Origin of the sequence: Dyadobacter flavalbus (genome assembly GCF_006149045.1) — a bacterium.
Classification (GTDB): domain Bacteria; phylum Bacteroidota; class Bacteroidia; order Cytophagales; family Spirosomataceae; genus Dyadobacter; species Dyadobacter flavalbus.
The window spans coordinates 65434-83389 of sequence record NZ_VBSN01000019.1 but is presented as its reverse complement, the minus strand read 5'-3'; the positions used below and the strand labels follow the sequence as shown (position 1 = coordinate 83389).

General features: G+C 44.3%; 17 protein-coding genes. 4 read left to right on the top strand and 13 right to left on the bottom strand.

Annotated features, from left to right (window positions below; all coding sequences use genetic code 11):
• Positions 1–4: 4 nt before the first annotated feature.
• From FEM33_RS03080 to flxA, 9 genes are all read right to left on the bottom strand, one after another.
• Positions 5–649 carry a hypothetical protein gene (locus tag FEM33_RS03080; protein ID WP_139010645.1) on the bottom strand — a complete coding sequence of 215 codons (645 nt, stop codon included), beginning with the start codon at positions 647–649 and terminating at the stop codon, positions 5–7.
• Positions 646–1656 (bottom strand): beta-ketoacyl synthase N-terminal-like domain-containing protein, encoded by a 1011-nt coding sequence (locus FEM33_RS03075; RefSeq protein WP_229214061.1) that lies wholly within the window; start codon positions 1654–1656, stop codon positions 646–648. Before FEM33_RS03075 ends, FEM33_RS03080 begins: the two co-directional genes overlap by 4 nt.
• A gap of 93 nt (positions 1657–1749) precedes the next feature.
• Positions 1750–2169 (bottom strand): acyl-CoA thioesterase, encoded by a 420-nt coding sequence (locus tag FEM33_RS03070; RefSeq protein WP_139010643.1) that lies wholly within the window; start codon positions 2167–2169, stop codon positions 1750–1752.
• 20 nt (positions 2170–2189) lie between these two features.
• Positions 2190–2609: a hotdog family protein gene (locus FEM33_RS03065; RefSeq protein ID WP_139010642.1), complete on the bottom strand. Its 420-nt coding sequence runs from the start codon at positions 2607–2609 to the stop codon at positions 2190–2192.
• Complete coding sequence (locus FEM33_RS03060; RefSeq protein ID WP_139010641.1) at positions 2609–3475, bottom strand: lysophospholipid acyltransferase family protein; 867 nt, start codon at positions 3473–3475, stop codon at positions 2609–2611. Before FEM33_RS03060 ends, FEM33_RS03065 begins: the two co-directional genes overlap by 1 nt.
• Positions 3476–3478: 3 nt before the next feature.
• Entirely contained in the window at positions 3479–3724 is a 246-nt protein-coding gene (locus FEM33_RS03055; protein WP_171036487.1) for a phosphopantetheine-binding protein, read from the bottom strand.
• 217 nt (positions 3725–3941) lie between these two features.
• A complete protein-coding gene (locus FEM33_RS03050; RefSeq protein ID WP_139010640.1) occupies positions 3942–5159 on the bottom strand; it encodes a beta-ketoacyl-[acyl-carrier-protein] synthase family protein in 1218 nt (405 codons plus the stop codon).
• Complete coding sequence (flxB, locus tag FEM33_RS03045) at positions 5160–5891, bottom strand: flexirubin biosynthesis SDR family reductase FlxB (protein ID WP_139010639.1); 732 nt, start codon at positions 5889–5891, stop codon at positions 5160–5162. It abuts the gene before it with no gap.
• Positions 5888–7417, bottom strand: coding sequence for a flexirubin biosynthesis tyrosine ammonia-lyase FlxA (gene flxA / locus FEM33_RS03040; RefSeq protein WP_139010638.1), 1530 nt, complete (start codon positions 7415–7417; stop codon positions 5888–5890). Before flxA ends, flxB begins: the two co-directional genes overlap by 4 nt.
• A gap of 116 nt (positions 7418–7533) precedes the next feature.
• Between flxA and FEM33_RS03035 the strand changes: the two genes are divergently transcribed.
• Genes FEM33_RS03035 through FEM33_RS03025 form a run of 3 tightly spaced genes read left to right on the top strand, consistent with a single transcriptional unit; the run spans position 7534 to position 14236 of the window.
• Positions 7534–11412, top strand: a complete 3879-nt coding sequence (locus tag FEM33_RS03035) for a trifunctional MMPL family transporter/lysophospholipid acyltransferase/class I SAM-dependent methyltransferase (RefSeq protein WP_229214060.1) — start codon at positions 7534–7536, stop codon at positions 11410–11412.
• A 38-nt stretch (positions 11413–11450) separates the two neighbouring features.
• Positions 11451–12983 (top strand): phytoene desaturase family protein, encoded by a 1533-nt coding sequence (locus FEM33_RS03030; protein WP_139010637.1) that lies wholly within the window; start codon positions 11451–11453, stop codon positions 12981–12983.
• 2 nt (positions 12984–12985) lie between these two features.
• Entirely contained in the window at positions 12986–14236 is a 1251-nt protein-coding gene (locus FEM33_RS03025; RefSeq protein WP_139010636.1) for an NAD(P)/FAD-dependent oxidoreductase, read from the top strand.
• A 129-nt stretch (positions 14237–14365) separates the two neighbouring features.
• Here FEM33_RS03025 and FEM33_RS03020 read toward each other — a convergent pair whose 3' ends face one another.
• Positions 14366–15997 carry a glycerol-3-phosphate dehydrogenase/oxidase gene (locus FEM33_RS03020; RefSeq protein WP_139010635.1) on the bottom strand — a complete coding sequence of 544 codons (1632 nt, stop codon included), beginning with the start codon at positions 15995–15997 and terminating at the stop codon, positions 14366–14368.
• Between the two features lie 190 nt (positions 15998–16187).
• On the opposite strand from FEM33_RS03020, the gene lysM reads away from it, so the two are divergent.
• Positions 16188–16646, top strand: a complete 459-nt coding sequence (lysM, locus tag FEM33_RS03015; RefSeq protein WP_139010634.1) for a peptidoglycan-binding protein LysM — start codon at positions 16188–16190, stop codon at positions 16644–16646.
• 98 nt (positions 16647–16744) lie between these two features.
• Here lysM and rplI read toward each other — a convergent pair whose 3' ends face one another.
• From rplI to rpsF, 3 genes are read right to left on the bottom strand one after another with little or no spacing between them, the layout of a single operon-like run.
• A complete protein-coding gene (gene rplI, locus FEM33_RS03010; protein ID WP_138280540.1) occupies positions 16745–17191 on the bottom strand; it encodes a 50S ribosomal protein L9 in 447 nt (148 codons plus the stop codon).
• Between the two features lie 20 nt (positions 17192–17211).
• The gene (gene rpsR / locus FEM33_RS03005) at positions 17212–17463 is read right to left on the bottom strand and encodes a 30S ribosomal protein S18 (RefSeq protein ID WP_138280541.1); all 252 of its coding nucleotides are present in this window, start codon (positions 17461–17463) and stop codon (positions 17212–17214) included.
• 3 nt (positions 17464–17466) lie between these two features.
• Positions 17467–17847 carry a 30S ribosomal protein S6 gene (rpsF, locus tag FEM33_RS03000; protein WP_139010633.1) on the bottom strand — a complete coding sequence of 127 codons (381 nt, stop codon included), beginning with the start codon at positions 17845–17847 and terminating at the stop codon, positions 17467–17469.
• Positions 17848–17956: the final 109 nt, after the last annotated feature.

The following is a 17956-nucleotide window of genomic DNA, read 5'->3' as shown; positions in this document are numbered from 1 at the left end:
AATATTAATAATTGGCGTTAATTTCAGTTTTATGCAAATTGCCTGCAAAAGCAATTTTTGACAAATTATCCGCAGTAAATTCAGACCTGTTTTCACCTTCTTTTTCAATCAGAAACGTAAAAACATCAATTTGGTTTCCTGCTATCTCAAGCCAGCTGCAAAGTACCGCTTCAGAACCTGCCGACAGCAGTATATGACAATGGTTTATATAAAATTCCGGATCAAATTCAGGCAAAACGGCAAACAGACTTTCTCCATACCATTTGTTGAGAATGGCAATTTCACCCATGACGATATTGGGCAAAGTATACACAAACAGCGACGGACTTGGCGCACCGTTCCGATAAGCATGAACAAATTTCTGATCCGTTTCGGCGCTGCCTGACTGGTTTGCAAAAAGCATGGCTATTTCATCATCCTTATACTTTTCGGCAAATTGCGGATTGGCACGTTTGATCAGTTTCGAAGTCAGGAATCCTGCCTGCGACAGCACGTCCATCTTGTGAAATTTAGGATAAACGAATTCCTGCTGCTTGTAAATTTGCTTAAACCAGGAATCGCCGGAATCCTTGTCACGCCTGCAGATCATTTCGCCGTTGACTGCACAAATGTTCTCCTTCAAATGGGCATATGCCGTAATGAATTTCATAAGCTTCTGAGAATAAGGGAAGCATTTCCGCCTCCAAAACCCGATGCCGTTTTTAAAATAGTTTCAGGATTTGCCACCGTGTTCCCCGAAACAATATTCAGGGCTTTCGAAGTACCTTGCTCCTGAAAACCAAGGCTTTTGAACAAAATACCGTTCCGGATCATTTGCATGGAAGCTGCGGTTTCAATAATTCCTGCCGCGCCAAGCGTATGCCCGAAATAGCCTTTCAGACTGTTCAACGGAATGGTACTCATGCCAAGACGATCAAAAGCGATGGATTCCATTTCGTCATTAAACACCGTTGCCGTTCCGTGCGCCGAAATAAAATCCAGCTCATCTGCTGCAATGCCGTTTTTTTCCATCGTTTTCTTTACGCTCCGGAAAAGCCCCTCGCCTGTTCTTGAAGGTCCGGAAATATGATTGGCATCGTTGGCAGTCGTGCCGGCAAGCAATTGCAAAGGAGCATTTTTAAAAATATTTTCAGAAGCCGAAATCACGACTGCACCGCAGCCTTCACCGATTGAAATCCCGTTCCGCGCGGCATCAAACGGCTTGCACGGCGTGTCTCCAATGGCGAAAAGCGACTGGAAACCGTAAACAACAAAGTCCGAAAGCACATCGCAGCCAATTACAACGGCATGGTCGTAAAGTTTTGCATGGATCAGATGATGCGCCGTGTTTATGGCAACGATTCCTGAAATACAGGCACTTGAAATAACGAGCGGACGATTTGCAAGGTTGAATTTTTGCTGTACCGCCGAAACTGGTGCGTTAAAAGGATCATTTATTTGCTCCGGATCGCCTTTGGTCGAACTGATCACGAATATAGTCCGTTCCGAAAGCAACACAGCGTCGTCCATTTCATTCCTGATGGCTTCAACGGCTTGTATGATCAGACGCGTAAATTTTCCAGGACCGTCCAGATCCGTCATTTTTGATAAAAACAGATTTTGGTGGTCAAAACCTGCATCCGCGATCAGTGAAATCCCGGACCGGTTAGCGGTCATTGCCGTACGGTTTTCTTCTGTGGTTTTTCCTAATGGGCTAATCATCAACTCCGCACCGATGTAGGTCATTTCCAGTTGCAGTAAAATGGCTTTTTATTTACTAACTCCGTTTCTTTCTTTCCAGTTTCTGTAGAAATCCGGCGTGACCAGTTCCAGCGTCCGCGTTTCCCTGTTCAGAAAAACCTGCATGGTTTTGCCAATTGCGCTGATTTCGCCCGTAGTCATATTAACTACTTCATATTCAAACAGCAACTTGGCCGACTTTGCCGGAATATAACGGGTAATGACTTTAATGACCTGTCCGTAATAAACCGGCGACTTATGTTCGATTTCCGATTTGACGATGGGCGTAAAATAACCGTTATCAAAAATGGTCAGATATTCCAGCCCGTGTTCTTTTCCGAAAGCTTCGCGTCCGTCCTCAAAAAATTTCAGATAGTTTCCATGCCATACAACGCCCATGGCGTCGGTTTCACTAAATCGAATATCAATCCTGATTTCTGAGGTAATCATGCTTTTTGAATCATTGAAAATTACTGCGAAACCACAATTTTCATTTCGCAACTGAGCAATTTACGTCCATCCTGCCAGTTTTCGCCTTTTACAAGATAGATGTTTTCCAGCTGGTGCAACGGATTTACAACCGTGACAATACCCGAATTTACTGCCGGAAGTTCGTATACCCGAAGTCTGGAAATAGCTCCGATAAAGCCCATGCGCGGATTTTCATGCTTTTCTGCATCCAGATAGCTGAATGCGGCGGCGCAGGTTTGTGCAATGTTTTCAATCAGTCCGGTTTCCTGAAAAAAGCCGTTTTGCGCCAGCATGTTATCACTTTTTATAAAAAAGTCTGACTCGAAAACTTCCTTTGTTGCAAGCAGCAGGTTATCAATCATAACAAAAGGCTCCCGGTGCGGAATCCAGCTTTCCATGACATTTCTGGCGATCAGCATCAATTGAAAAAGTTGAAATAATTAAACCATTGCTCCGGATACTGCCTTACTTTCTTTTCAAGTTCCGCTACGTACAACTTCGCAATTACCTCCGGTTTCAGCTTTTCGGTAATCGGCAACGTTGCGCTCAGGTGATAACTGTACTTGCCGTTTTTGGCTGCAAAAACAAAGGTAACCGGTGCTTCAAATTTGGATGCAATGACAAACGGCCCGTACGGGAACTTTGCTTTTTTACCCAGAAAATCCAGCTCTATATATTTTGCCCCGTCCAGATAGCGATCGCAGTGAATGGCAATGAACTCGTTGCCAAGCAATGCATTGCGGATCGAAATAATATGCGACAGATCGTCTTTGATGGCAATGACCTTGAAATGCGAACCGCCGGTTGAAAGATCCATGTATTGCTTGATACTTTCCACTTCTGCATCGAGCATCACAATATTGATCGCGGAAGCAACCCGTCCTTTCAGCAGATTTCCTGCCGTTTCCCAGTTACCGAGATGTGCGCTGAGCAGTATCCCGCCTTTTCCCGCATCGCGTATATCAAGCAGATATTGCTCATTTTCAAAGGTATGGACAAATTTCTCGTTTTTACCGAGCAGAAAAGCAGCGCGGTCCACAAGTGTCTGCCCGAACACATAGAAATTTTTACGGGCAAGGAATTTTGCTTTAATGGACGGAATCTGAAGTCCGTTCTGATAAAAATCGAGCAGTGCATTTCTGGGCTTGGCAGCCATCAGAAAGTAATAACCTGTAACGATACGCAGCAGGCGGTACGCAAAATCAATCCCGAGGGAATTAATAAAGAACAGAAATATTTTATAACCCGCAAGTGATCCTTTTGTCTTCCCGTCCCAACGGCTCATAGGTTACAGTGCGAGTTTCTTGCGAACGAGCTTGAAAAAATCGCCGAAAGTGACAATTTCCTTGAAATCTTCTCCTGTAATCTTGATATTCAGATTTTCCTCAATCAGCACGACAAGATCAACATAATCAAGGCTGTCCAGATCCAGTGTGTCTTTCAGGTTATTTTCAGGAAGAATAAGATTTCGGTCTATCTCAAATTCCTCGGACAAAAAATCACGGGTTTCTTCAATAACTTCTTCCCAATTCATTTTTACATCATTAATATACATGGCTACAAAATTAATTTATTCCTGCTGATAGTTTAAAATTTCCGGATTATTAAAATGATAATTTCTGATACAATTATCACCTTTAAACTGCAGACTGAATCAATTTACATGTTTTCAGTGTAAAACAAAAATACATCTTTTTCACGGCAGGCAATTGCCGATTACGAAATGGCACAAGAAAGATAAGTTAGCACAATTAAACTTTCTTCAGGATCAGCGTAGAATTGGTTCCTCCGAAACCAAAGGAATTTGACAGGAAGCAATCAATTGGCTGTTGCTTTGTTTCCGGAATGATGTTGATCCGTGCAGAATCCTCGTCCGGATTTTCAAAGTTGATGTTGGGCGCAATAAACGAATGCTGCATCATCAGTATGGAATACACGATTTCGCTCGCTCCGGCCATCCAGCATTCGTGCCCCGTCATGGATTTGGTTGAACTTACCGGAACGTCTGCCCCGAAAACTTCATATATAGCCTTTGCTTCACTGCCGTCACCCACGACTGTGGAAGTTGCATGAGCGTTGATGTAATCAATTTCATGGGTTGTAACCTGCGCCTGTTTCAGTGCCATTCTAAGCGAACGGATTTGGCCGTCAACGCTTGGATTTGAAATATGGTCGCCGTTGGAGGAAAATCCGTAACCGATCAGTTCGGCAAGAATCGGCGCACCTCTTTTTACAGCGGCTTCGTATGATTCCAGTATAACGGTTGCGGCCCCGCCGCTCGGAATAAGGCCGTCGCGGTCTTTGTCAAACGGCCGAGATGCTTTCTGCGGTTCCGATTCCCGCACTGAAAATGTTCCCAGACCGTCAAAACTGGCCATGGAAGAAGGATTGATTTCCTGCGCGCCGCCACAGATCACTCTTTCCTGCAGTCCCTGACTGATCATCAGATAGCCCATGCCAATGGAATGCGAACCCGAAGCACATGCGGCGCTCAATGTAAAGTTGATGCCTTTCAGCTTGAAAATGGTGGACAGGTTCATGTTCACCGTGCTGTTCATATTCTGGAAAATGGCGCCGCTTCCGATCAGCGTTGTATCCTTTTTTTCCTTTGCCCGGTCAACGGCTTCTATAATGGAAGCCGCCGTACTGTCATTTCCGAAGATGATGCCGGTTTCCGATTTTTCAAGAAAATCAATATCCAGCCCCGACATATCCAGCGCTTCTTTCGTAGCGACATACGCATAAATGGCAGGCTGGTGCATGCCCAGCCGCTGCCTTCTGGAAAGCTGGTTTTTGAGGTCCGGTTCCTGAACCATTCCCGTCAGCGCGGAACGGAAACCAAAATCTTTCCGCTGCTGATCAAAAACAATCCCGCTTTTGCCGGCATATAATGACTGGGTTACCTCACCCAAGTTCTGGCCGAGGCAGGAATAAATCCCGATTCCGGTGACAACAACTCGCTGACTCATTTATGAATAAATTCCTCCATTAATATTGATTACTTCTCCTGTAATGTAACCTGCTTTGTCCGAAACCAGAAAACTGACCAGATGCGCCACTTCCTCGGCATTTCCGAATCGGTTCATCGGAACCATCTTTTTAAGTTCGTCCTCATTCAGGTCTTTGGTCATGTCACTGGTTATAAAGCCCGGCGCAACGGCATTTACTGTAATGTTGCGTTTGGCTACTTCCTGCGCGAGCGCCTTTGTGGCTGCAATCATGGCCCCTTTTGCCGCAGAATAATTGGTTTGTCCCGCAACGCCTTTCAGCCCGGACAAGGACGCAATGTTTACAACGCGGCCGGAGCGCTTCCGCAGCATTTGCTGAATGACATTCTGTGTAACGTTATAAAACCCTTTTACTGATATGTTCATGACGTCGTCCCAGTCATTTTCCGGCATCCACATGAATAATCCGTCGCGCGTGATCCCGGCATTATTCACCAGCACACGGATGAACTTGTTTTCGTTTTTTTCTTTCCATTCATTCAAAGCCGCATCCACTTCCGGTTTCACCTGTACATTGAAATGAATAATTTCACCTTGCCCGCCATTCGCAGTAATAGCAGCCAGCGTTTCTTCGGCAGCATGCCGGTTCGAAGCATAATTCACCAGCATGTAAAATCCGTGGTCTATGGCTAACTGAACGGCAATGGCCCTGCCCAATCCTCTTGAAGCGCCTGTTACCAATGCACAGTTCATAATGTAAACGGGTTTTCTTTCATGTATTCACAAACTGCCGCTATGTTTTCCGCCTGCGGCTCATCTTCTTTTATAAAATATGCCTTTTCACGAATCTGTTTGTAAACCGATTTGGCGTTCGGAGAGAGTTTATCTTTTTCTTCTGGATCCAGCAAATCAATCGCCTGACAAATCGCCATGATGTGAATGGCCATCACTTGAAATGAATTTTCCAGAACCTGGCGCGCGAGCACGGCACTGTTTGTTCCCATGCTCACAACATCCTGATTATCATTGTTGTTCGGTATGCTATGAACGTAAACCGAACCGGACAATGCCTGATTTTCTGCCGTTGTGGAAGTAGCCGTAAACTGTATTCCCTGAAATCCGAAATTCAGGCCCCAGGTTCCGGCATTAAGGAAAGGCGGAAATTTGCCGTTCAGCTTGCTGTTCATCAGGAAATTAAGCTGACGCTCCATCAGCATGGAAAGTTTGGTCAGCACGATTTTAACCTTGTCCATTTCCAGCGAAATATAATCCCCGTGAAAATTGCCGCCATGGAAAACATTGTTGGCTTCTATGCTCACAACCGGATTGTCATTGGCCGAATTCAATTCGTTTTCAACTACTTCCTGCGCATAATGAATGGTATCCAGAATGGGACCAAGAATTTGCGGGACACAGCGTATGGAATAATATTCCTGAATTTTACGGTCAAATTCCTTACGCTGCATGGCCGTATCGTCCTTAAAAAGTTCGTCACGACTCCTTATAAGCCTGCTGCCGGCGACAAAATCACGCATTTGCTGTGCCACAAGCTGCTGTCCTTTATGGTGCTTGACAGCATTGAGTTCTTTTGAAAACGAGTCATCAAATGCTTCAATGATTTCGTTCAGCATGGAAGAGGCTGCCGTAGCCCATTGAACAAGCCTTTTTGCATAAATAAGGTTTACAGCCGCTATTCCGGTCATGCAGGAAGTTCCGTTAATCAGGCCGAGGCCGTCACGCAATTCCATTCTGAGCGGTTCAATGCCTTTTATTGCCAGCAAATCGGCTGTTTTGCAACGGATTCCATTTTCATAGACATAGCCCTCACCAATCAGATTCAACGCTAAATGCGACAACTGCACCAGATCGCCGCTTGCGCCTACGCTTCCATGTTCGAAAATCTCGGGTACAATTCCTTTGTTCAAAAATAAAACCAGCTGCTTTATAACACCCGTACTGATGCCGGAACTAGCCTGTAAAAAGGAATTCAGCCGGGCAACGATGACACTGCGTGCATACGTTTCATTCAGCGGCTTTCCCGTTCCGCTGGAATGGCTGCGGATCAGATTATATTGCAGCTGATTGAGTTTATCACTTTCAATCCGGTATTGCGCCATCGGCCCGAAACCCGTATTGATCCCGTAAATGATTTTGTCTCTGGAGAAATCGGTTAGAAAATCAAATGATTCCGAAACTTTGCCGAGCGCGTCTTCGGTCAAGATAAATTCCTTCTTTTCAAAAGCATACTGCTCAATCTGATCTAAGGAAATATGATTCATTTAAGGATGGCTAATTAAATATCTGTAAAATAAATCTTTTTTGATGGTTTTGACAAGCCGTAAAGCGGCACTTTCCGTGTAACAGCAAGTTGTCAGATCTTCACAATTTTGTAATTTTGCTTCACATCCACGTTCCCGTTTCAATGGTCGGAGATTTACTTGTAAGGCTGAACAAATTCCTTTCCTCTAACAAAACTGCCTTTTTTCTTGGTCTGATTTTTCTTACCGGTTTTCTGCTTGCCGGGATTTCACGTTTAAAAGTAACGGAAAGTATTTTTGCCACCTTGCCGAAAGGTAAAAGCTTCGAAGAATTCAACCGGCTGGTCGAAAGCAAGAACATCATCAATCAGATCGTATTTGCCGTTGACATTCCGGCTGAAACCACAACCGACGATGCACGCGCGCTTGCCGAGGCTTTTTCGGACTCGTTACGAAGATATACCAAAGGTTATATCAGGAATATTCAGGCCGAGCGGCCCGATGTTCAGGAAGATGTTTATCAGTATGCGTTCACGCATTTTCCCCAGCTTATTGATACTTCCTATTATGCGCATATCCGTTCCAGGCTGATTCCCGACACGATCCGCTCGGCCGTAAAATCTACTTACAATCAGCTTCTGACGCCCGGCGGCACTTTCCTGAAACAATTCATTATCAACGATCCGCTCGGTATTACGGGAAAGTATTTCCGGGAACTGAACGAGGTCAGTAACAGCGGCAGGATTGTTATGGAAGACGGAATGATGTTCAGCAGCGACCGCAAACAACTGCTGATTCTAGCCTCAACCAGTTTTGATTCCGGCGATTCCGAAAAAAATGTGGAATTGTTCAACCTGACCGAAGCATTCCGATCAAAATGGAACCGACAAAGCCGGTTTAATCATTTCAATTATTTCGGCACTTTCGAGATAGCGGCCCGGAATGCGATTCAGGTCAAAAAGGATTCCTATCTTACTTCATTCATTGCGCTTGCAGGCATACTGCTTTTACTTGTTATTTATTACCGCAAGCTGCTGATTCCGGTTTATATTGTACTGCCCGGTTTGTTCGGGGCCATTTTTGCACTTGGGATTACCGGCTATTTCCGTCCGGAAGTTTCCGGCATTTCACTGGCAACCGGTGCGGTTATCTTTGGGATTTTGCTGGATTATGCTTTCCATTTTTTTACACATCTGCGGCATACCCGGAACATTCAGCTGGCGATCCGGGAAGTAAGCGGGCCATTGCTTACGGGCAGTTTTACAACCGTTATGGCGTTCAGTGCGCTGCATTTTGCCAATTCGTCCGTATTGCAGGATTTTGGCTTTTTTTCATCTTTAAGTTTGCTTGGGGCTGCGCTTTTTACGCTCATTATTTTACCCGTCATCCTTTCGTCCTTTTCTTTTGATTACCATAAAATTCCGCAGGAAAAACAATCATTCCGTTTTCCGCAAATAAATTCCAGATCCCGTTCTGTCATTCTCGGCGTAATTGCTCTGCTCACGCTGGTTTTTCTTTATTTCGCTCAGTTTACAACTTTTGACAGCAGCCTCGAAAACCTCAGCATTCAGAATGAAGATCTGAAAAACCGTGAGGAAGCACTTACGGGAATTGACCCGAGAACGGAAAAGCGGATTTATGTTTTTGCAGCAAGCCAGTCCGCCGAAACGGCGCAAAATATCAATTACAATGTTTATCAAAAACTGAAAGCACTGAAGCAAAGTAATAAAATCAGCAGTTTTGTTTCGTCGGGGCTGTTCCTGATTCCGGAAAATCTGAGAAGGCAGCGCAACAGCGAATGGTATGCATTCTGGAATTTCAGGCAAAAGGAAACGACTTACAGTATTCTGGACCGGGCTGCGGCAAAAAACGGTTTCAATGCGTATGCGTTCAATGATTTTAAAGACTGGATTGCAGGCCAGCATCAGAACGCTGTTTCACTGGATACGCTTTTTCAGGAAACGGGAATTGATAATCTGATCGACTCCGGAGCATCGGGAACAACTTACATTTCCACGCTGATCGTTCCGCAAAACCAGCTTGCACATGTAAAAAAGGAACTGCGCTCTGTTAACGGCGCCGTTATTTTTGACCGCGGCGAACTCGCCGGCGAACTGCTTACGCTGGTAAAAGACGACTTCAATTACCTGCTGCTCGTTTCTGCATCCATTGTGTTCTTTACGTTGCTGATTGTGTACGGAAGAATTGAACTGACGATTTTGTCATTTCTGCCGATGGTCATAAGCTGGATCTGGATTCTCGGGATTGCGGCCATTCTGGATATTAAATTCAATTTTGTCAATGTCATTGTCACGACGTTTATTTTCGGGCTTGGCGATGATTTCAGCATTTTTGTAACAGACGGGCTGCTGAGTAAATACAAGTACGGAAAAGATACGCTCCGCTCCTATCAGTCCGCCATTGTGTTATCCGCAACAACCACCATCATCGGTACCGGCGTGCTGATTTTTGCCGAGCATCCGGCCATCCATTCCATTGCGCTCATCAGCGTGCTGGGCATTGTGTGCATTCTGTTTATTTCCTTTGTTTTTCAACCCGTTTTGTTCGATTATTTTGTTCAGAACAGGATTTCCAGAAAAAGGGCGCCCGTAACCATGCTGCCTTTTCTGATCAGTATTTCCAGCTTTACCTACTTTGTGGCCGGCTGTTTCTTCATGCAGTTCCAGCTCCTGATCATTTTGCTGCTGCCGGTGCCGGGCAAGAAGAAAAGAGAAATGATCAACCGTTCGCTTTCATTTTATGCCAAAACCGTTATTTATTCCGGCCCGCATGTGAAAAAGAACATTTCAGGGCTTGAAAACCTTCAACCGGCCCAGCCCGTTATTTTCATCGCCAATCATACTTCTTTTCTGGATATCCTGCTGACCATCATGCTGAACCCGAAAATCGTTCTGATGGTGAAAGGCTGGGTTTACAATTCTCCTTTTTTTGGTCCGATGATCCGGCATGCGGGTTATATCTATACCGAAAACGGGCCGGAAGAAAACCTTGAAAAAGTAAAAGAACTGGTTGCGGACGGCTATTCGCTGCTGATTTTTCCCGAAGGCACGCGTTCGGAAGACGGCAGAATCGGAAGGTTTCATAAAGGCGCTTTTCATCTTGCCGAACAGCTTGGCCTTGACATACAACCCATTCTCATTCACGGCGCTTCCGAAGTTCTGCCCAAAGGCGATTTCCTGATCCGTTCCGGTGCGTTGAACGTGCGCGTACTTCCGCGTATCCGTTATCAGGACCCGAAATGGGGCACACAGCTTCGGGATAAAACCAAATCCGTTGCGGCTTATTTTAAATCGGAATTTGCTTCCTATCAGCAGGAAATGGAAAATCCGGCGTATATGAAGCATAAAGTATTCACCAATTATGTCTTCAAAGGGCCGGTGCTGGAATGGTATTTCAAGATCAAATGGAAGCTGGAAAGCCGGAACTATGCTTTTTATAACGAGCTTGTTGCAGACAAAAAACGCATTCTGGATATCGGCTGCGGGTACGGCTATCTTTCCTTTTACCTGCATTACAAAAATGAAGAAAGGCAAATTACCGGAATTGATTATGACGAAGAAAAAATACGAATTGCCCAGAACAGCTACAACAAAACAGAAAATCTGAAATTTGTGTTTCAGGATGTGATGTCTGCCATTTTCGATAAATGCGATGTCATTTTCCTGAATGACATCCTGCATTATTTATCCGGAGAAAAACAGCTTGTCTTACTGGAACGCTGTGCATCGGCACTGAATGCAGACGGCATTATTTTCATCCGTGACGGCATTGCGGACAACGAGCAAAAACACAGAAATACGAAAGCAACCGAAGCATTGTCAACAGGAATTTTTTCATTCAATAAAAAAGAAAATCCGTTCCATTTCTTTACTTCCGAAGACATCCGGACATTTGCCGAAAAGCACAGACTGAGCTGTGAGATGCACGAACATTCCAGCAGTACGTCCAATGTGCTGTTCATTCTGAAACGGCGTCAGGAACAGACTGCCGATTAATAAATACCAGATTATTCACTTTTTCAATTGCCATTTAAATGCAATCTTCCGCCAGTCAAAAAGAATTTGATTTTGTAATCGTGGGAAGCGGCCTCGGCGGGCTGGCTTGCGCAACTATTCTGGCAATGGAAGGTTTCAGCGTCGCAGTTCTTGAAAAAAACAATCAGCTAGGCGGCAATTTGCAGGTTTACAGCAGGAACAAAAGCATTTTTGATACGGGTGTTCATTATGTCGGCGGCCTGGACGAAGGCGAAAACCTTTATCAGTTCTTCCGTTATTTCGGAATTCTGGACAAACTCAAACTGTACCGGATGGACGATAACGGGTTTGATGTAATCCGGTTTGACGACGGCAGCGAATTCAGCTATGCGCAAGGCATGGACAAATTCCGGGAAAAGCTGATCGGTTACTTTCCGCAGGATAAATCGGCCATTGAAACGTACTGTTCCAAAATTCAGGAAATCTGTGACAAATTTCCGTTGTACAACCTCAGCATTTCCAACGAGAATTATCATATGGACGGAGAAGTTCTGGAACTGAATGCATACGATTACATTGCTTCACTAACTGAAAATGTCCGTTTGCGAAATGTACTGGCCGGTTCCAACCTGCTTTATGCAGGCGTAAAGGAAAAAACACCGTTTTACGTACATGCGCTGATTATGAAAAGTTACCTTTCCGGTGCCTATAAATTCATTGACGGCGGCTCGCAGATTGCCATTCAGATGAGCAAATCCATCCGCCGGCACGGAGGCGTAATCCACAAGCGCAAAAAAGTAGTTTCCGCCAATTACGATGATAAAGGAGCAATCCGGGAAGTAGTGCTGGATAACGGCGAAACGTTTGCTGGAAAACATTTTATTTCCAATGTGCACCCGTCCGTCACCATCGATATTTTTGGACATGAGCGTTTTCTGGGTGTTTACAAAAACCGTGTTCAGAACCTTGAAAACAGCATTTCTACTTTTCTCGTGCACATTGCGTTTAAAGAACAAACTTTTAAATACCTCAATTACAACATTTATCAGCATCATCTGGACGACGTTTGGGACGGCGTACATTATGATGAAGCGACCTGGCCCCAGACTTATTTCATTTGCACACCCCGAATTTCCCGAACAGGAGAATACGCGGATTCCATGTCGGTGATGACTTACATGAAATCGTCGGAGACGGATCAGTGGAGCGATACTTTCAGGACGGTGGCCGAGCCCGGCGAACGCAATGAAGCATATGAAAAATTCAAATCGGATAAGGAAAAGAAAGTAATTGCGCAGCTTGAAAACGTATTTCCCGGAATTTCGGAAAAGATAAAACACGTGCACAGCGCTACGCCGCTTACTTTCCGGGATTATATCGGTAACAAAGACGGCTCTTTATACGGCGTTATGAAAGATTCCGCTTCGCCGGCGCGGACACAGATCAACACAAAAACAAGAATTCCCAACCTGCATTTAACCGGCCAGAACATTTCCCTGCATGGAATCCTGGGCGTTACGGTAAGTGCATTTGTAACGTGTTTTTCCTTCGTAAACAAAGATAAACTCATTCAAAAAGTCAAAAATGCCTGATCATGCAAACAGTTGATGTTGTAGTTATCGGAGCCGGACCAGCCGGAACCGTTGCAGCTTCTTATTTAAAAAAACAGGGTTATCACGTCACTATTCTGGAAAAAGAAAAGTTTCCCCGTTTCCAGATCGGTGAAAGTCTGCTGCCGTGCTGCATGGAGCATCTGGAAGAATGCGGGCTTCTGGAAGCAGTAAAGGCCAGAAATTTCCAGAAAAAAACCGGTGCAGCATTTGTCCGCGGTGAAAAGAAATGTGAATTTTTCTTTGAGGAACAATTTACCAAAGGCTGGACGTGGACCTGGCAGGTAAAAAGGGCAGACTTTGACAACACACTGGCCGAAGCCGCAAAAGCCAAAGGCGTTAATGTGCATTTTGAATGTGAAGTCCTTGAAGTAGAATGCAGTGCTGACAAGCAACTCATTGTATATAAAGATGTGAACGGAACAATCCATCAGATTGAGTGCCAGTTTATCATTGATTCCAGCGGGTACGGACGCGTACTGCCCAGGTTGTTTGATCTGAGCAAACCTTCCGCATTCAGTCCAAGAGGTGCTGTTTTTTCTCATCTGGAAGATAAGAAACGCACTGAAAAAGCAGGAAACAACATATTCGTACATTCATTTGACGACAATAAATCCTGGATCTGGGCGATTCCGTTTTCAGATGGCTCAACTTCCGTCGGCATTGTCGGCAACAGGGAAAAAATCATTGAACTGGCTGCAAACGGCGGAGAGAAATACAAGAAATTTATCCGGGAATTTGATGATCTTCAGGGACGTTTCACCCAGGCGGATTTCAAATTCGAACCACGCCATATTCTGGGTTATTCCATTGGTGTGAAAAAAATGTTCGGAGAAGGATTTGTGCTTTCCGGCAACAGCACCGAATTTCTTGACCCTATTTTTTCGTCGGGCGTAACTTTTGCAACCGCTTCAGGGTTACTTTCTGCTAAAATGACGCACAAACATTTACAGGGTGAAACAGTGAACTGGGAAAAGGATTATGAAAATGTGATCCAGAAAGGAATTGATGTTTTCAGAAGTTATGTTACCGGCTGGTATAACGGTGATTTTCAAACCATTGTATTTGCGAGCAATATTGAAAAAAGCATTAAATACCAGATTTGCTCCGTTCTTGCCGGCTACGTATGGGATGAGGCGAACCCGTTTGTGAAAAAGCATGATTCCATTTTGCAAACACTTGCCAAAGTCATCAGAATGGATGAAAAAGACTTCAAAAGTTCGACTGTATTTTAAAGCTGTTGGCTTTTAGCTGTTGGCGGTTAATCTGAGATTTAGCATTTATAAAAAAGATCCTTTTGTTTTTAAAACTGAAAGGATCTTTTTGTTTGGTTAAACTGCCCTTTTTAATTGATCGACAGCAGGTTAACCGGCATCCGATATATACTTTTTTAACTCCGCCGAATAACTTGCAACCTGCTTTTGCTTTTCTTCTTCATTCCAGCCCAGTGATTGTGCCATCAGTTCTGCAACAACCGGCAGACAATGCAGCGTTTCCTTCCAATCCGTAATTTCCAGACGTATTCTTCTGGCCAGAAAATCCCTGGGCGTTACAACCATTTCATGCTGAATGCCATACATTACTTCCGCTTTTATGTATGGATACTGAGCGCTAAGCCGTTGTTTCAAAGCAGGATCGTTCAAAGTCAAAGCGCCGATGCGTGTGGCCCGCGAGCCATACTTTCTGACAAGATGTCTGCAGATATCTTCTTCAAAACCAAACTCCGTTTGTAATTGCTTCCATAGTCCGGGATTGTAATTTTCCCCGCCTGCCAACACATACTGATCTGTTACACAGCTGTTTTCCTTTTTAAAAATTTCATCAGCCACATCAATCGTATCTTTTGCCATCAGGCGGTACGTAGTCCATTTGCCGCCAAGCAAGCTTATCAAACCGGAATGTCTGTCCATTTCAATTTCATGGTCGCGCAACAGGCTTTTTGTAGACTTGGAAGGATCGGCAGAAAGCAACGGCCTCAAACCTCCGAAACCGGCTTTCAGTTTTGAAATGTCGATTTTTCTGGCCAGATATGGATTCAAGGTATCAACTAAATACTGCTTTTCTTTCTGATTCAAAGTCGGTTCTGCGTTTATATCCCTGCATTCCGTATCCGTGGTCCCGATGATCATGGCGCCTTCAAACGGAATTGCAAACACAACACGTCCGTCGGAAGTTTTTGGAATCAGCATGGCATATTCGCTGTTCAGCGTTTCATAAGGCAGCACCACATGCACGCCTTTGCTTGGACGTATCCGTTCCGGCAGCTTCGGGTTCGCCGCCAACCTGATTTTATCCGAAAAAGGCCCCGTACAATTGATGATCATCCGGCTTTTGATCGTAAATGTATTTCCGGATTGTATATCGCTGACCGTTACGGCATTTACCTTTCCTTTCTCATCTTTTTCAAAGCCGTTTACCTCAATGTAATTCGCGGCAACAGCGCCTGCTTCCGAAGCAGACTGCACCAATGCAAGGCAGTAACGTGCGTCATCAAGCTGTCCGTCGTAATAAAGTACGCCGCTATGAAGTGTTTTCCGGTCCAGCGAAGGCATTTTTTCAAGTACTTCCTTTTTACTCAGCCATTTGCTTTTCGGAAGCGAGTCCTTGGTTGCAAAGGTGTCATAAATCTGCAATCCGATTTTATAGTACAAACCTTCAATCCAGGAGTTTACCGGTGTCAGCAACGCCAGTGGCCGGGCCAGGTGCGGCGCATTGTTCAGCACGATATGCCTTTCTTCCAGCCCGTGTTTTACCTGTTTCAACTGCGCAAAATCCAGTTTCTTAACGGCTTGCTCGAGATATCTTACGCCACCGTGAATAAGTTTTGTTGATCTGGAAGAAGTTTCGGAGGCAAAGTCCTTTCTGTCAATAATGGCCACTTTGTATCCGCGTAAAACAGCATCCAATGCACATCCGGCACCGCTAGCCCCTGCCCCGATAATACAGATATCAAATTCTTCCCTTTTAAGTTTTTCTAGCGATGTGTTGCGGTTCATTTATTTTGCGATACGGGCCGGCGTTGTTTTACCTGCTGCAAAAGTACAAAGCGCAGGCTGAAAACAGGTTTAAGCCTCAGTAATTTATAGATAATGCTGGTATAATAATTGCTCTTGCTACAATATGGTTCATTATACCAAATTTTAACAACAGTAATTCAATTAATCACTCAAGCAAAATCACTAACTCATGGGCTTACTATCGTTTTTAAAAGGTGTCGGAGAAAAAGTATTTAAAAAAGAAGAAACGGCTGCGCCTGCTCCTGAAACTGAACCGCTGAGGGCAAGCGCATTACTGGCACATGTCAAGTCACTTGGTCTTGCATATAACAAACTGACCGTAAAAACTTCCGGTGATACCGTCACAATTGAAGGCGAAGTTGCAAAGCAGGAAGATGCAGAGAAAATAGCACTTGCAGTCGGAAATGTGGAAGGTGTTCAGCTGGTTGATAACCGGCTAACGGTCGCTACGCCGTCCCCGGAAGCTACATACCATACGGTTGAAAAAGGCGATACGCTTTCCAAAATTGCGCAGAAAGTATACGGCGATATGATGAAATATCCGGTTATTTTTGAAGCAAACAAGCCGATGCTTTCAGATCCTGACAAGATTTATCCCGGACAAGTTCTGCGCATTCCTGCATTATAGGAAACGCAAACCTTTAAATATCAGCTTACTTACAATCATAAACAAAGAAAATGGCAACCCTTTCGGATTGCCATTTTCTTTATCTGAAACATCAAAGATTAATCTTCCGCTGCAATAACGTTCAATGTAACTTTGTGTTTTACTTCTTTGTGAAGATCAATCAGTGCAGAATAAGTACCAACCGATTTTACATCATCAACAGTAATTTTCTTACGGTCAATATCAAAACCTTTTGATTTCAGGATATCTGCAACCTGTGTATTGGTTACACGTCCGAAAATACGGCCGCTTTCACCTACAACCGTACGGATGTCGATTGTCATGTCGCCGATTGCTGCTGCAATATCTTCCGCGTCTTTTTTAAGTTTTTCTGCCTTGTGCGAAGCCTGACGCACGTTTTCAGCAACGATTTTGCGGTTAGAGGCATTCGCCAGTAATGCAAATCCCTGAGGAATAAGGTAATTACGACCGTAACCTGCTTTCACGTTTACGATATCGTTTTTATAGCCTACACCTGCAATATCAGTGATTAGTATGATTTCCATTGTTTGTAGCTCTGTCTGTTTTATTTCAATTGATCAGCAACAAAAGGCAATAAAGCCAGATGACGTGCTCTTTTTATAGCCTGGGAAACTTTACGCTGATATTTCAGGCTTGTTCCTGTCAGACGGCGAGGCAAGATTTTTCCCTGCTCATTTACCAGTTTAAGTAAAAAATCAGGATTCTTGTAGTCGATATATTTAATGCCGGATTTCTTGAAGCGGCAGTATTTTTTGCGGTTAATGTTTTTCTCAACCGGTTCGTTTACTAGTGACATAGCTTATGCGTTTTCGGTTTTTGATTCAGTAGATTCTTCTCTTTTCTTTCCAACCAGTCCTTTGCGTTTCTTCTCATTGTAAGCAATCGAATGCTTGTCAAGGACAATAGTCATAAAGCGCAAAATACGCTCGTCACGACGAAATTCGGTTTCCAGAACATCCACAACGTTTCCTTCAGATGCAGTGTATTCCACCACATGATAGAAACCGGAGTTTTTTTTCTGAATCGGGTAGGCCAGCTTGCGCAATCCCCAGTTTTCTTCATGTACAATCGTTGCACCATTTGCAGTGATGATTGTCGTGAATTTTTCAACGGCGTCCTTTGCCTGGGCCTCAGACAAAATGGGAGTTAGAATGAACACCGTTTCATATTGCTTAGACATACGGTAATTGATTAATTATAAAATTGTAAATAAAATCCTCATTTTGGCATAACTACCAAAATGAGGGTGCAAAAATAAGGCCTGGAATTTACAATTCCAAGCCCCGCCA